This is a genomic window from Georgenia sp. AZ-5 (assembly GCF_043952095.1).
Lineage (GTDB): Bacteria > Actinomycetota > Actinomycetes > Actinomycetales > Actinomycetaceae > Georgenia.
On record NZ_JBINOU010000001.1, the window covers coordinates 1872750 to 1886229 of the forward strand.

Annotated in this window: 16 protein-coding genes; 9 read left to right on the forward strand and 7 right to left on the reverse strand. The window is 74.5% G+C overall.

From position 1 onward, the window contains the following. Positions 1-5 precede the first annotated feature (5 nt). On the forward strand, positions 6-137 hold the full coding sequence (locus tag ACF0H8_RS08860; protein ID WP_395288578.1) for a hypothetical protein: 132 nt from the start codon (positions 6-8) through the stop codon (positions 135-137). A 100-nt stretch (positions 138-237) separates the two neighbouring features. On the opposite strand, the gene ACF0H8_RS08865 is transcribed toward ACF0H8_RS08860, so the two are convergent. Next, positions 238-1119: a neutral zinc metallopeptidase gene (locus tag ACF0H8_RS08865; RefSeq protein WP_395288579.1), complete on the reverse strand. Its 882-nt coding sequence runs from the start codon at positions 1117-1119 to the stop codon at positions 238-240. A gap of 213 nt (positions 1120-1332) precedes the next feature. On the opposite strand from ACF0H8_RS08865, the gene ACF0H8_RS08870 reads away from it, so the two are divergent. Then, on the forward strand, positions 1333-2946 hold the full coding sequence (locus ACF0H8_RS08870; RefSeq protein ID WP_395288580.1) for an ABC-F family ATP-binding cassette domain-containing protein: 1614 nt from the start codon (positions 1333-1335) through the stop codon (positions 2944-2946). A gap of 42 nt (positions 2947-2988) precedes the next feature. On the opposite strand, the gene ACF0H8_RS08875 is transcribed toward ACF0H8_RS08870, so the two are convergent. Genes ACF0H8_RS08875 through ACF0H8_RS08885 form a run of 3 tightly spaced genes read right to left on the reverse strand, consistent with a single transcriptional unit; the run spans position 2989 to position 4501 of the window. Beyond that, positions 2989-3933: an SURF1 family protein gene (locus tag ACF0H8_RS08875; protein ID WP_395288581.1), complete on the reverse strand. Its 945-nt coding sequence runs from the start codon at positions 3931-3933 to the stop codon at positions 2989-2991. Continuing rightward, positions 3930-4169, reverse strand: a complete 240-nt coding sequence (locus tag ACF0H8_RS08880) for a hypothetical protein (protein WP_395288582.1) — start codon at positions 4167-4169, stop codon at positions 3930-3932. The genes ACF0H8_RS08875 and ACF0H8_RS08880 overlap by 4 nt, the downstream gene beginning before the upstream one ends. Continuing rightward, positions 4166-4501: a DUF3099 domain-containing protein gene (locus ACF0H8_RS08885; protein ID WP_395288583.1), complete on the reverse strand. Its 336-nt coding sequence runs from the start codon at positions 4499-4501 to the stop codon at positions 4166-4168. The genes ACF0H8_RS08880 and ACF0H8_RS08885 overlap by 4 nt, the downstream gene beginning before the upstream one ends. Positions 4502-4690: 189 nt before the next feature. On the opposite strand from ACF0H8_RS08885, the gene fabG reads away from it, so the two are divergent. The 4 genes from fabG to ACF0H8_RS08905 all read left to right on the forward strand — a co-directional run bounded on the left by fabG (position 4691) and on the right by ACF0H8_RS08905 (position 7008). After that, positions 4691-5407, forward strand: coding sequence for a 3-oxoacyl-ACP reductase FabG (gene fabG / locus ACF0H8_RS08890; RefSeq protein WP_395288584.1), 717 nt, complete (start codon positions 4691-4693; stop codon positions 5405-5407). Positions 5408-5480: 73 nt separating this feature from the next. Next, positions 5481-6248, forward strand: coding sequence for an enoyl-ACP reductase FabI (gene fabI / locus ACF0H8_RS08895; protein ID WP_395288585.1), 768 nt, complete (start codon positions 5481-5483; stop codon positions 6246-6248). Then, entirely contained in the window at positions 6249-6749 is a 501-nt protein-coding gene (locus tag ACF0H8_RS08900; protein ID WP_395288586.1) for a SixA phosphatase family protein, read from the forward strand. Between the two features lie 76 nt (positions 6750-6825). Continuing rightward, a complete protein-coding gene (locus ACF0H8_RS08905) occupies positions 6826-7008 on the forward strand; it encodes a hypothetical protein (protein ID WP_395288587.1) in 183 nt (60 codons plus the stop codon). Between the two features lie 87 nt (positions 7009-7095). On the opposite strand, the gene serB is transcribed toward ACF0H8_RS08905, so the two are convergent. Next, positions 7096-8001, reverse strand: a complete 906-nt coding sequence (gene serB / locus ACF0H8_RS08910) for a phosphoserine phosphatase SerB (RefSeq protein ID WP_395288588.1) — start codon at positions 7999-8001, stop codon at positions 7096-7098. Positions 8002-8068: 67 nt separating this feature from the next. Here serB and ACF0H8_RS08915 point away from each other — a divergent pair, with 67 nt between their 5' ends. Then, entirely contained in the window at positions 8069-8764 is a 696-nt protein-coding gene (locus ACF0H8_RS08915; RefSeq protein ID WP_395288589.1) for a hypothetical protein, read from the forward strand. Positions 8765-8791: 27 nt separating this feature from the next. On the opposite strand, the gene ACF0H8_RS08920 is transcribed toward ACF0H8_RS08915, so the two are convergent. Beyond that, positions 8792-10033: a glucose-1-phosphate adenylyltransferase gene (locus ACF0H8_RS08920; RefSeq protein WP_395288590.1), complete on the reverse strand. Its 1242-nt coding sequence runs from the start codon at positions 10031-10033 to the stop codon at positions 8792-8794. A gap of 159 nt (positions 10034-10192) precedes the next feature. Here ACF0H8_RS08920 and glgA point away from each other — a divergent pair, with 159 nt between their 5' ends. Beyond that, the gene (gene glgA, locus ACF0H8_RS08925; protein ID WP_395288591.1) at positions 10193-11434 is read left to right on the forward strand and encodes a glycogen synthase; all 1242 of its coding nucleotides are present in this window, start codon (positions 10193-10195) and stop codon (positions 11432-11434) included. A 46-nt stretch (positions 11435-11480) separates the two neighbouring features. On the opposite strand, the gene ACF0H8_RS08930 is transcribed toward glgA, so the two are convergent. Next, on the reverse strand, positions 11481-12356 hold the full coding sequence (locus ACF0H8_RS08930; protein WP_395288592.1) for a hypothetical protein: 876 nt from the start codon (positions 12354-12356) through the stop codon (positions 11481-11483). A gap of 182 nt (positions 12357-12538) precedes the next feature. On the opposite strand from ACF0H8_RS08930, the gene ACF0H8_RS08935 reads away from it, so the two are divergent. Then, positions 12539-13354 carry an ABC transporter ATP-binding protein gene (locus ACF0H8_RS08935; protein ID WP_395288593.1) on the forward strand — a complete coding sequence of 272 codons (816 nt, stop codon included), beginning with the start codon at positions 12539-12541 and terminating at the stop codon, positions 13352-13354. Positions 13355-13480: the final 126 nt, after the last annotated feature.

The window sequence follows — 13480 nt, forward strand, 5'->3', positions numbered from 1 at the left end:
CGGAGGTGTACCTCTACCGGGGCGAGGACCAGCGGTTCGACGTCGGGGTGGACACCGGGTCCCTGGCGGGGGATGACGCGGCGACGGTCCGGCGGATCGTCGGCTACGTCGTTCGCCGTCCCCGGGAGGGCCGGTGAACGGGGCGGCCGGTCCCCGGTGCGCGCACCGCGCCACGGGCAGCGCGACCCCCTCGCTGCGGGGCGGGCGGCGGGGCCGGTCGGGCGGCGCCCGGTGCGCTCAGAGCGGGGAGGCGGCGAAGGTGTCGCAGGCGGCCATGGTGCCCTGCTCGTACCCCGCGGTGAACCAGCGCGAGCGCTGCTCCGCGGAGCCGTGGGTCCACGCCTCCGGGTTCACCTGCTGCCCGGCGCCGGCCTGGATGCGGTCGTCGCCGACGGCCGCTGCGGCGTCCAGCGCGTCCTGGACCTGCGCGGGCGTCGGGGGCTGGATGAAGGTCTGCCCGGAGTCGGGGTCCACCACCGTGGCCGCGCGCCCGACCCACAGGCCGGCGTAGCAGTCCGCCTGGAGCTCCAGGCGGACCCCGTCGGACTCCGGCCCGGTGCCCTGGCGGTCGATCGTGGCCATCGTGCCCTGCTGGTTCTGGATGTGGTGTCCCCACTCGTGCGCCACGACGTACATCTGGGCCAGCGGGGCGTTCTCGGCCCCGAGCTGGGTCTCGAGCTGGTCGAAGAAGGCGATGTCGAGGTACACGGAGGCGTCGGCGGGGCAATAGAACGGCCCGACGGCGGAGGTGGCACTGCCGCACCCGGTCGGCACGGACTGCTCGAAGATCTCGAACCCGGGCAGCTGGTAGTCGATGCCCGCCTGCTCGGGCAGCGTGGTAGCCCAGTACTCGTCGAGCGCGTCGGCGGTGTAGACCATCCGGCAGTCGGTGTACCGGTTCGCGTCCGCGCCGCTCTGGCAGTGCGCGAAGCCGTCCACGGCGCCGGAGGTCGCCGGCTCGCCTGGGCCCCCGACCGTGAGCCCGGAGATGTCCACGCCGGTGAAGAGGTACACCAGCAGGGCGACGAGCCCCGCGCCGCCGCCGATGGCGGCGCCCCGGCCGCCGCGCGAGCGCCGGACCCGCCCGGTGTCGGCGCGGACGTCGTCGTTGAAAGTCATGGCGGTGAACGTAGTGGCCGCCGGGGGCGCCCGCCCCTCGGCGTCGTGCTCCCCGGGGGAGCCGCGGCTCGCCCGCGGGCCGTTCGCGGGAGCACCGGGTGCCGGCGCGTGCGGTGTGACGAACAAGAACTAGGGTCACGGCAGGGGGCGGCCGTAAACTGCTGGGGGTGCGCCGTCGCGCGCCGTCCCCCACACCTGTCGAGGTACGCCCCTGTGATCACCGCCCACGACGTCTCCGTGCGCATCGGCGCCCGCGAACTCCTGCACGAGGCGTCCTTCCGCGTGGACACCGGGATGCGCATCGGGCTCGTCGGCCGCAACGGCGCCGGCAAGACGACGCTGACGAAGCTGCTGTCGGGGCAGGAGGAGACCGCCTCCGTCATCCAGCACACCGGCCAGATCGTGCGCACCGGGGAGATCGGCTACCTCCCGCAGGACCCGCGCACCGGTGACGTTCACGTCCTTGCCCGCGACCGCGTGCTCTCCGCCCGCGGCATCGACGACATCGTGCGCCGCATCCGCAAGGCGGAGCACGCCATGGCCACCGAGACCGGCGACGCCCAGGCCAAGGCGATGGAGCGCTACGCCCGCCTGGACGCCGAGTTCGACGCCCAGGGCGGGTGGGCCGCGGAGTCCGAGGCCGCCCGGATCACCTCGAACCTGGGCCTGCCCACCCGCGTGCTCGAGCAGCCGCTGGAGACGCTCTCCGGTGGTCAGCGGCGCCGGGTGGAACTCGCGCGCATCCTGTTCTCCGGCGTCGACACCCTGCTGCTGGACGAGCCCACCAACCACCTCGACCACGACTCGATCATCTGGCTGCGCGAGTACCTGCGGAGCTACAGCGGCGGCTTCGTGGTCATCAGCCACGACGTCGAGCTGCTGCGCGAGACGGTCAACCACGTCTTCTACCTCGACGCCACCCGTGGCGTCCTCGACGTGTACAACATGGGCTGGGACGCCTACGTCAAGCAGCGTGAGGCCGATGAGCGCCGCCGCCGCCGGGAGCGCGCCAACGCCGAGAAGAAGGCCGGGACTCTCATGGCGCAGGCCGACAAGATGCGGGCCAAGGCCACCAAGACGGTCGCCGCGCAGAACATGGCGCGCCGCGCCGAGCGGCTGCTCTCCGGGCTTGAGGAGACTCGCCGCGCGGACAAGGTCGCGCACCTGCGCTTCCCCGACCCCGCCCCGTGCGGCAAGACCCCGCTGACGGCGGAGGGGCTGAGCAAGTCCTACGGCTCGCTCGAGGTCTTCACCGACGTCAACCTCGCCATCGACCGCGGGTCCAAGGTCGTCATCCTGGGCATGAACGGCGCGGGCAAGACCACCCTCCTGCGCATCCTCGGCGGCGTGGAGGACCCCGACACCGGTGAGGTCGTCCCCGGCCACGGCCTCAAGGTGGGCTACTACGCCCAGGAGCACGAGACACTCGACGTCGAGCGCACCGTGGTGGAGAACCTCCGCTCGGCCGCCCCGGACCTGGACGAGACCGGGGTGCGCAGCGTGCTCGGCTCGTTCCTGTTCTCCGGCGAGGACGCCGACAAGCCCGCCAAGGTGCTCTCCGGTGGAGAGAAGACGCGGCTCGCGCTCGCGGTCCTCGTCGTCTCCTCCGCCAACGTCCTGCTCTTGGACGAGCCGACCAACAACCTCGACCCGGCCAGCCGCGAGGAGATCCTCGGCGCGCTGCGCAGCTTCACGGGCGCCGTCGTCCTCGTCACCCACGACGAGGGCGCGGTCGAAGCCCTGGAGCCGGAGCGCGTTCTGCTGCTGCCCGACGCCGACGAGGACCTCTGGAACGACAGCTACCTCGACCTCGTCACGCTCGCCTGAGCGGCCCGCCGGCGGTCGCGCGGCCGGCGCGTCGTCGTGCGCTCACGCCTGGCCGTCGCCCTCCGGCGCCGCCGGGCGCTCCTCCTGCGGGGCGGGCAGCGCCGCCCGCGGGCCCGCGCCCGCCGGGAGCGCCTGCGCGCGGGAGGTTTGGGTGTACACCTCCAGGTCCTCCTCGAGCTCCGCGCGGCTCATCGTGCGCACCGGGCCCTGCCCGGCCCGCTCGGCGGCCTCCCGCCGCGCCAGGACGACCAGGGCGGCCAGCGCGCCGACGGAGAAGAGCCCCCACTGGAAGGTGTAGGACAGGTTCAGCGCGTAGTTGAACGACGGCTCCGGGAAGGCGCCCAGCTCGGTCGCCGCGGCCGGGTCCTCCTCCGTGGCGGCGACGTACCCGTCGAGCACGGCCACGCCCGCCGCCGCGGCCGCGGCGCCCACGCCGGCCGACTCGAGCACCTGGCCGGGGTCCAGCGCGTGGACCTGACCCTCCGGCCGGGCACGGTCCGACGGCGCCTCCGCCTCGCGGAGCCGGCCCGTCACCGCCACGCGCCCCTCCGGCGGCTCGGGCGCCACCGCGCCGACCGCCTCCAGCCGCGCCGAGGGCAGCCACCCGCGGTCGACGACCAGGAGGGTCGTGCCGCCGTCGACCTCGGCCTCGAACGCGGCCAGCACGTGGGCGGCCGGCGTGCCGTCGACCGGGCGGTTGCGCAGGAGCACCGTGGTGCCGGGGACGTACCGCCCTGTGAGCTCGACCGGCAGCCACTCGTCGGCGGGGCCGACGACCGGCGCGTCCAGGGCGTCGGCGAGGGCGACGGGGGCGTCGTCGTAGACGGCCTCCACCTGCCGCGCCTCGGCGAGGTGCGTCTCGTAGCGGCTCCACTGCCACCGGGCGAGGAAGACGCACGCCACCGACACGGCGACCATGAGCGCGATGAGAGCGAGCCAGCGGGGAGTGGTGAGGAATCCGTAGCTGCGCCGGGGCAGGTCGCTCACCCGTACGTCTCGTCGAGCTCGTCCACGCCGATCACCTCGCGCAGGAAGGAGCGTGCGGAGAGGAACCGGGAGAGGTGCTCGCGGTGCGCCTCGCAGGCCAGCCAGACCTTGCGCCGGCCCGCCCGGTGCAGCCGGGGGTTGTTCCACACGAGCGCGTGCACCGCGGCCTCGCGGCACCCCTTGGCGCTGCAGACAAGCTCGTCGACGTCGCCGGCCGGTGCGGCGTCAGGGCTCATGCGAGGTACTCCGTGTCGGGGTCGTAGGGCAGGCGGGGCAGCTGTCTCGGGGCGTCGGGGTCCGTGGTGGGGATGAGGTTCTCGGCGGGCGCCGGGCGCTCGCGGCCCGCGTTCGCGAGGAGCACGGCCAGCATCGGCAGGAAGATCGCGCCGAGCCCGCAGACCCACTTCCACCAGCCTGGCACCACCAGCAGCAGCAGCATGCACGTGGTGCGGATACCCATGGACGTGAGGTACCGCACGGTCCGGGCGTGCACGTCCTCCGCCAGGGCGCGGGGCGCCGAGGTGATGGAGTAGATCTGCGCCCGCTTGCGGCTGCGAAGGCCCCTCACCCCTCAAGGTTACGCCGCCGCGGGCCCGTGGTCCCGCCCCGGGCCGGGCGCGACGGACCCCGCGGCCCCGCCCCGTCGGGCGGCCCAGCCCCGTCGGGCGGCCCCGCCCTTGGGCGGTCGTCGCCCGGCGGGTGCCGGGTCGGCTACGGTTTCCCCGCAGGTGACCGGCAGACGAAGGGAAGTTGACGGGTGAGCGATCAGGGTGCGCGCAGCGTGCTGGTGACCGGGGCGAACCGGGGCATCGGCCGCGCGATCGCGGAGCGCTTCGTGGCCGCCGGGGACGCCGTCGCCACGATCTACCGCTCCGGCGAGCTGCCCGAGGGCGTGCACGGGGTCGTGGGGGACGTGCGCGACACCGCCTCGGTGGACGCCGCGTTCGCCGCGATCGAGGAGCACCAGGGCCCCGTCGAGGTCGTGGTCGCCAACGCCGGCGTCACCCGCGACCAGCTCCTCATGCGCATGAGCGACGAAGACTTCGCCACCGTGCTGGACACGAACCTCGGCGGCGCCTTCCGCGTGGCGCGCCGGGCGAGCAAGGGCATGGTCCGGCTGCGCCGCGGACGGATCGTGCTCATCTCCTCGGTCGTGGCCATGTACGGCGGGCCCGGCCAGGTCAACTACGCCTCCTCGAAGGCCGGGCTCGTCGGCATGGCCCGGTCCATCACCCGCGAGCTGGGCGGGCGGGGGATCACGGCCAACGTCGTCGCGCCCGGCTTCATCGACACCGCCATGACCCAGGCGCTGCCCGAGAAGAAGCAGCAGGAGTACCTCGGGGCCATCCCCGCCGGGCGCTTCGGGAGCGTGGACGACGTCGCCGCGGCGGTGGAGTTCCTCGCCGGCGACGCCGCGGCCTACATCTCCGGCGCCGTGATCCCGGTCGACGGCGGCCTCGGCATGGGCCACTGACACACATTTCCGGCGCGTCAGCGCCGCCGACCAGCGGGCACGACCCGCGGCAAGACAAGGAGAAAACACGACAATGGGCCTGCTCGAGGGCAAGACGATCCTGGTGACCGGGGTGCTGAAGGACAACTCCATCGCCTTCCACGTGGCGCGGCTGGCGCAGGAGCAGGGAGCCAAGGTCATCCTGTCCTCCTTCGGCCGGCAGTTCCGCCTGACGGAGGTCACCGCCCGCCGCCTGCCGCAGCCGGCCCCGGTGGTCCAGCTCGACGTGCAGAGCGAGGAGGACCTGGCGAACCTCGCCGACGCCGTGCGCGAGCACGCGGACCACCTCGACGCCGTCGTCCACTCCATCGGCTTCGCCCCGCAGTCCGTCATGGGCGGCAACTTCCTGGCGGGGGAGTGGAAGGACGTGGCGACCGCCATCGAGGTCTCCGCCTTCTCCCTGAAGTCGCTCGCCGTGGCCGCGAAGCCGCTGATGGGCGAGGGCGGGTCCGTCGTCGGGCTCACCTTCGACGCCAGCTTCGCCTGGCCAGTCTACGACTGGATGGGCGTGGCCAAGGCGGCGTTCGAGTCCACCGCCCGCTACCTGGCCCGCGACCTCGGCCGCGACGGCATCCGGGTCAACCTTGTCTCCGCCGGCCCGGTCCGCACCACCGCGGCGACCTCGATCCCCGGCTTCGACCAGGTCGAGGGCGGCTGGTCCGAGCGCGCCCCGCTCGGCTGGGACGTCACCGACGCCGAGCCGACCGCCCGCACCGTCGTCGCGCTGTGCTCGGACTGGCTGCCCGCCACCACCGCCGAGATCGTGCACGCCGACGGCGGTGTGCACGCGATGGGGGTCTGAATGACCCACACGCTCGTCCTGCTCCGCCACGCGAAGGCGGAGCCGGAGGGGGAGCTCGGGGACGCGATGCGGCCGCTGGCGGCCAAGGGCCGCAAGCAGGCCTCAGCGCTGGGGCCGCGGCTCGCGGAGATCACCGGGGCTGTCGACGTCGCCCTGGTGTCCTCCGCGCTGCGCACGACCGAGACGCTCAAGCTGGTGGCCGCGGGCCTGCGGGTCCGGGAGCAGACGGTGGTCGAGGACCTCTACCAGGGCGGCCCGCGCAAGGTGCTGGGGCTGCTGCAGGAGCTCGAGGAGTCGGCCGGGACCGTGCTCGTCGTCGGCCACGAGCCGACGATCTCCGGGCTGGCGTACCTCCTCCACGACACCCGCGACGACCTCGCACGCGAGGTGAGCCTCGGGGTGCCGACGGCGACCGCCTGCGTGCTCGAGGTGACCACCGCCTGGCGCGAGCTCGACCGCTCGACGGCGCACCTGACCCGGCTGGTCCGTCCCCGGCACTGACTGACGGTCTCCGCCTCCCCACCAGGTGTGGTGCCAGTCACCTTCCGGGCGCACACTGGAAGGTGCGGCGAAGGGAGTGACCATGTGCTACGACCGCTACTACAGCGAACGCTTCTGGGCAGAGAAGGAGCGGGAGCGCCGCAGCAGGGAAGAGAAGGCCAGGGAAGAGAAGGCCAGGGAGACGGAGACGGTACGGCCCGAGCCGGCCGAGGTCCCCGACGTCATGATCGAGGAGGAGTTCACGCCCGCGGCCCGCTGACGAGGCGGCTGCGCACGCCCGCCGGCGACCCGTCGCCGGCGGGCTTCCGACGCCCTGACCGGCCGGCGGCCCTACGGCCCCGGCCGGTCAGCGGCCCAGCAGCCCGAGGACGGCGTCGAGGCGCGGGAAGCTGACCGCGGCGTCGGCCTCCGCCTGCACCACCGGCTTGGCGCAGAACGCCACGCCGAGACCCGCGGCGGCGAGCATGTCGAGGTCGTTGGCGCCGTCGCCCACCGCGACGACGCGCTCGAGCGCGACGCCGTCGGCCCGGGCCCACTCGCGCAGGTGCCGCTCCTTGGCGGTGCGGTCCACCACCGCGCCGGCCGTGCGGCCGGTGAGCCGGCCGTCGTCGACCTCCAGCACGTTGGCCACCATGTGGTCGATGCCGAGGGACGTGGCCAGCGGGGCCACCACCTCAGCGAAGCCCCCGGAGACGACGCCGACCCGCCCGCCGGCGTCGTGCACGGCGTCGACGAGCTCGCGCGCGCCCGGCGTCAGGGTCACCGCGGCGCGCACGTCGGCGAGCGCGCCCGCGTCCAGGCCGGCGAGCATGGCCACGCGCTCACGCAGGCTCGCCGCGAAGTCCAGCTCGCCGCGCATCGCCCGCTCGGTCACGTCCGCCACGAGGTCCCGGGTGCCGGCGTGCTCCGCGAGCAGCTCGATGACCTCGGCGGTGATGAGCGTGGAGTCGACGTCCATCACCAGCAGCCCCACGCCGTCGGTGGCCAGCTCCCCGGTGACGAGCGCGGTGTCCACGCCGAGCGCGGTGGCGGGGCCCCGCAGCTCCTCTCGCGCCGGCCCGGGCCGTGCGCCGGGCCGCAGCGTGCCCGAGACGGCCAGCCCGTACCAGCCCGGGCGGGAGGTGTCGGTGACCTTGACGGCGTCGGCCACCTGCTCGACGACGGTCACGGCGTGCCTCAGGAGCGCGGCGGGGACGGGACGGGGGGAGACCAGGCCGGCGCGCACGGTGCCGGCGGGGACGGGGGCGCTCACGGGCGGCAAGCCTACGGTCCGCGGCGGGCCCCGTGCGGCGACGTCCGACCCGCGGCACGCTGGGCCCGTGGACGCCACCGTCGTCCTCCTGCACAGCCCGCTCGTCGGGCCCGGGACCTGGGCGGGCGTCGCCGCCGAGCTCGCCGCACGGGGCCACCGGGTGGTCGTGCCCGACCTGCGGGTGGCCCCGGCGCCGCCGCCGTGGTGGCCCGTCGCCGTCGAGAGCGCCGCCGCCCCGCCCGCCGGCACGACCGAGGTGGTGCTCGTGCCGCACAGCAACGCGGGGCTGCTCACGCCGGCGGTGACGGAGCGGCGGGAGGCCCGCGGCGTCCGGGTGCGGGCCTGCGTGTTCGTCGACGCCGCCCTGCCGGGCCCCTCGGGCACCGCGCCGCTCGGCGCGCCGCAGCTGATGCCGCTGCTGCGGGAGCTCGCGGTGGACGGGTGGCTGCCCCCGTGGACCGGCTGGTGGGACGCGGAGGACGTCGCCCGCCTGCTCCCCGACCCCGCGGTGCGCCGGGCGGTGACGGCCGAGGAGCCGCGGCTGCCGCTGGCCTACTTCGAGCAGCGGGTGCCCGTGCCCGCCGGCTGGGACGCGCGGCCGTGCGCCTACCTGTGGTTCGGCGGCGCCTACGACGACGACGCGGCGCGGGCGGTCGCACGCGGCTGGCCGGCGCGCCGGCTGCCCGGCGGGCACCTGCACGCCCTGGTCGACCCGGCCGCCGTGGCGGGCGCCGTGGTCGACCTCGCCGGCCTGCGCGGCTGACACGCGCCTTCGGCGCGCGGCCGCCGCTCAGCGCTTGACGACGGAGCCCTTGGGCACGACGGTGATGCCGGACTCGGTGACGGTGAAGCCGCGCTCGATGTCGCGCTCGTGGTCCAGCCCCACCTGGGCGCCCTCCTCGACCTGGACGTACTTGTCGAGGATCGCGCGGCTCACGGTGGCGTTGCGGCCCACGTTGACGCCGTCGAACAGGACGGAGTCGCGCACGGAGGACCAGGAGTTCACGCGGGTGCCGGGGGAGAGCACGGAGCTGACGACCTCGCCGCCGGAGACGATGACGCCGGGGGAGACGATGGAGTCCAGCGCGTGCCCGAGGCGCTCCCGGTGACCGTAGACGAACTTCGCCGGCGGCAGCCCGGTGTAGCCGGTCAACAGCGGCCACTGGTCGTTGTAGAGGTTGAACACCGGGAAGACGGAGATCAGGTCCTGGTTGGCGTCGAAGAACGCGTCGACGGTGCCGACGTCGCGCCAGTAGTTGCGGTCCCGGTCGGTGGAGCCGGGGACGTCGTTGAAGGTGAAGTCGTACAGCCCCGCGGCGCCGTCCGCCACGAACGCCGGGACGATGGAGCCGCCCATGTCGTGCTTGGACGACTCGTCCTTGGCGTCGGCGCTGACCGCCTCGATCAGGGCGTCGGCGTCCATGACGTAGTTGCCCATCGACGCCAGGACCTCCTGCGGGGAGTCCGCCAGCCCGACCGCGTCCTTGGGCTTCTCGAGGAACTCGCCGATCTTGTGCGGGTTGTCCTGGTCCGCCTGGATGACGCCGAACTGGTCGGCCAGCGACAGCGGCTGCCGGATCCCGGCCACGGTGAGCGGGAAGCCGGAGTCGATGTGCTGCTCCACCATCTGGGAGAAGTCCATGCGGTAGATGTTGTCCGCGCCCACGATGACCACGATGTCGGGACGCTCGTCGTCGAGGAGGTTCAGCGACTGGTAGATCGCGTCGGCGCTGCCGAGGTACCAGTGCTTGCCCACGCGCTGCTGCGCCGGCACGGGGGCGACGTAGTTGCCCAGCAGCGTCGACATCCGCCAGGTCTTGGAGATGTGGGTGTCGAGGCTGTGCGACTTGTACTGGGTCAGCACCACGATCTTGAGGTAGCCGGAGTTGACCAGGTTCGACAACGCGAAGTCGATGAGCCGGTAGATGCCGCCGAAGGGCACGGCCGGCTTCGCCCGGTCCTCCGTGAGCGGCATCAGGCGCTTGCCCTCGCCGCCGGCCAGGACGATCGCGAGCACGCGTGGGGATGCCATGTGCCGACCATATTGCCGTGCCCGCCTCACCGCTCGCGAACGGCAACAAAGTGCATCGTGTTGCCCAGATCACCGCAGATGTGTGCATCCTGGGCGGGCCGCACCGACGCGGCCGCCCTGTGGGCCGACGACGCAGACACAGAAGAATGAGGGCCAGCCATGAGGGTCGACCTCCTCACCCGCGAGTACCCGCCGCACGTCTACGGCGGTGCCGGCGTGCACGTGACCGAGCTGGCCCGGGTGCTGCGGCGCAGCATCGACGTGCGCGTGCACGCCTTCGACGGCCCGCGCATCAACGGTGACTCGGAGCACGACGTCGAGGTGCCGGTCACCGGCTACGACGAGCTTGCCGAGCTGCAGCACGCCAACGCCGCGCTGCGGACGTTCGGCGTGGACCTGCAGATCGCCGCCAACGTGGCCGGCACCGACCTGCTCCACTCGCACACCTGGTACGCGAACCTCGCCGGTACCCTCGGCGGGCTGCTCAACGGCGTCCCGCACGTGCTCTCCGCGCACTCCCTGGAGCCGCTGCGCCCGTGGAAGGCCGAGCAGCTCGGCGGCGGGTACGCGCTGTCCAGCTGGGCCGAGCGCATCGCCTACGAGGGCGCCGACGGCGTCATCGCCGTCTCCGCCGGCATGCGGGCCGACATCCTGCGCGCCTACCCGCAGGTCGACCCAGACAAGGTCCACGTCGTCCACAACGGCATCGACCTGGACGGCTGGCGCCGGCCCCAGGACGACTCCGGGCGCGCCGCCGCGGAGGCCACCCTCGCCCGGCTCGGCATCCAGCCCGGCCGCCCGACGGTCGTCTTCGTCGGGCGCATCACCCGGCAGAAGGGCATGCCGCACCTGCTGCGCGCCGCCGAGCTGCTGCCGCCCGAGGTGCAGCTCGTGCTGTGCGCGGGCGCGCCGGACACCCCGGAGATCGCCGCGGAGGTCACCGGGCTCGTCGAGGGCCTGCAGGACCGGCGCGAGGGCGTGATCTGGATCGAGGAGATGCTGCCGCGCCCCGAGCTCATCGCGGTCCTCGCCGCCTCGACCGTCTTCGTGTGCCCGTCGATCTACGAGCCGCTGGGCATCGTGAACCTCGAGGCGATGGCGGTCGGGCTGCCCGTGGTCGGCACGGCGGTCGGCGGGATCCCCGAGGTGGTCGACGACGGCGTGACGGGCACCCTCGTCCCGCTGGAGCAGGTCGCCGACGGCACCGGGGCGCCGCTGGACCCGCAGACGTTCGAGCGCGACCTCGCCGCGGCGCTGACGGCCATGGTCAGCGACCCCGACCGTGCCGCGCAGATGGGCGTGGCGGCGCGGCGCCGGGTGGAGGAGCACTTCTCCTGGGACGCCATCGCCGAGCGCACCATCGACGTCTACCGGGCGGTGCTGGCCGGTCAGCCGGCCTGACGCCGGCGGCCGTGCGGGCGAGAGCGGAACGGGGCGCCGGCTGCGCTCAGCTCGGCCCGGCGGCCCGGGTGGCGCTCGCCGCGCACAGGGCGTGGCGAGCGGCCCGGCCGACGTGCGCCAGGGCGGCGCTGCGCCGGTCCACCTGCGCGGCCGTGACCGCCCCGCCGTCGTCGTCCAGCGCGAGGTCGACGATGGCGAGAAGCCGGGCGGCCCGCTCCAGGACGTCCACCCGCCGGGGCTCCAGCCCGGGCGGCAGGAGCCGGTCCGGGATGGTCGCCAGGGACAGGTCGAGGAGGTGCTCGGCCAGGTCGGGCCTGTCCCGGGCGACGTCGAGGTCCTCCAGCGCCTCGACCGCCTCGGTGAGCGCGAGCTGGATCTCCCGGCGGGCCTGGGAGAGGGAGTCGATGCCCGCGAGCAGCAGGCTCGGCGCGGGCACCAGGTCCGTGATGTCCTCCTCCACCAGCCAGGTCACCAGCTCGCCCGGCTCGACGGGGCTGCCGTACGCCGAGCGCATGGGCACGACGACGCCGCACACCTCCGCCCCCGCGCCGTTGGTGCGGCGCAGCAGCAGCCCCTCGCCGGCGTCCAGCAGGTCCGCCGAGCGCGCGGCAGGGGCCCCCATCGGGTCCCCGGCGCGCGGCAGCACGGCGCCGACCTCGTCCACCGGGGACAGCTCGGCCAGCAGCCGGTGCAGCGCGGCGGTGGAGGAGACGCCGATGCCGCCCCGGCGGCCGGCGGCGTCCCCGGGGTCGTGCAGGCCCGGCCCGTGGGCCGTGGCGCCGCGGGCGTGCACCTCGTGGTGCTCGCCCGCCCGGGCGACCGCGCGGGCGGCTCGGTAGGCGGAGTCGCGGTCGCGGACCACCGGCAGCCACAGCGCGAGCGTCACCGAGGCGGGGAGCTCGAGGATGGGTGGGCCGGACACGGGGACAACGATACGAACATCCGCACGGGCCAGCGCCCGCGGCCAGGCACACGGCGCTGCCGGCGGGTGCCGGACGGCGCCCGCGATCCCGGACTCCCGGGGCGCCCGGCGGGGGCGCGGAGGGTGTCCGCCCGCGCGTGGGAGGCGGGGGCGAGCGCGTCGCCTCGACTAGGGTCGTGCCCATGGGTGATGTGCTCGAGCTGGACGCCGTCTCGGTGCGCCGCGGGACCAAGACGATCCTCGACAGCGTGAGCTGGTCGGTGGACGAGGGGCAGCGATGGGTGGTGCTCGGGCCCAACGGCGCGGGCAAGACCACGGTCATCCAGCTCGTGGCGGGACGGCTGCACCCGACGTCGGGCACCGTCACGATCATCGGCGAGCAGCTGGGCAAGGTCGACGTCAGCGAGCTGCGGCCCCTCGTCGGGCTCGCGTCCGCCGCGCTGGACCAGCGGCTGCCCGCGGGCGAGACGGTCATCGACGTGGTGCTCACCGCCTCCTACGGCATCACCGGGCGCTGGCGCGAGCGGTACGAGGAGCTCGACGTCGACCGGGCGCAGGCGCTGCTCGAGGTGTTCGGCGTCGGCCACCTCGCCCACCGCACCTACGGCACCCTCAGCTCCGGCGAGCGCAAGCGCGTGCAGGTGGCCCGGGCCCTCATGCCCGACCCCGAGGTGCTCCTCCTGGACGAGCCGGCCGCCGGGCTGGACCTCGGGGGCCGCGAGGAGCTCATGCAGGCGCTCGCCGAGCTCGCGGGGGACCGCCGCTCGCCCGTGATCGTGCTCGTCACCCACCACGTCGAGGAGATCCCGCCGGGCTTCACCCACGCGCTGCTCCTGCGCGAGGGCACGGTGGAGGCGGCCGGCCCGATCGACGACGTCATCACGCCGCAGCATCTCTCCCGGGCGTTCGGCCTCGAGCTGGAGGTGGAGCGCCACCGCGACCGCTTCAGCGCACGCGCGGCCCGGGCGGGCGAGCGGGCGGCGCTGCCCGCCTCCTGACCCGTCGCCGGCCGCCTCGGACGGCGTGGCCGGCCGCCTCCCGACGACCTGGCTGCCCGCCTCCCGGCCTTCGACCTCTCGCCTTCTGGCGACCCGGCTACAAGCCCCAGGGCACGTATCGGACGC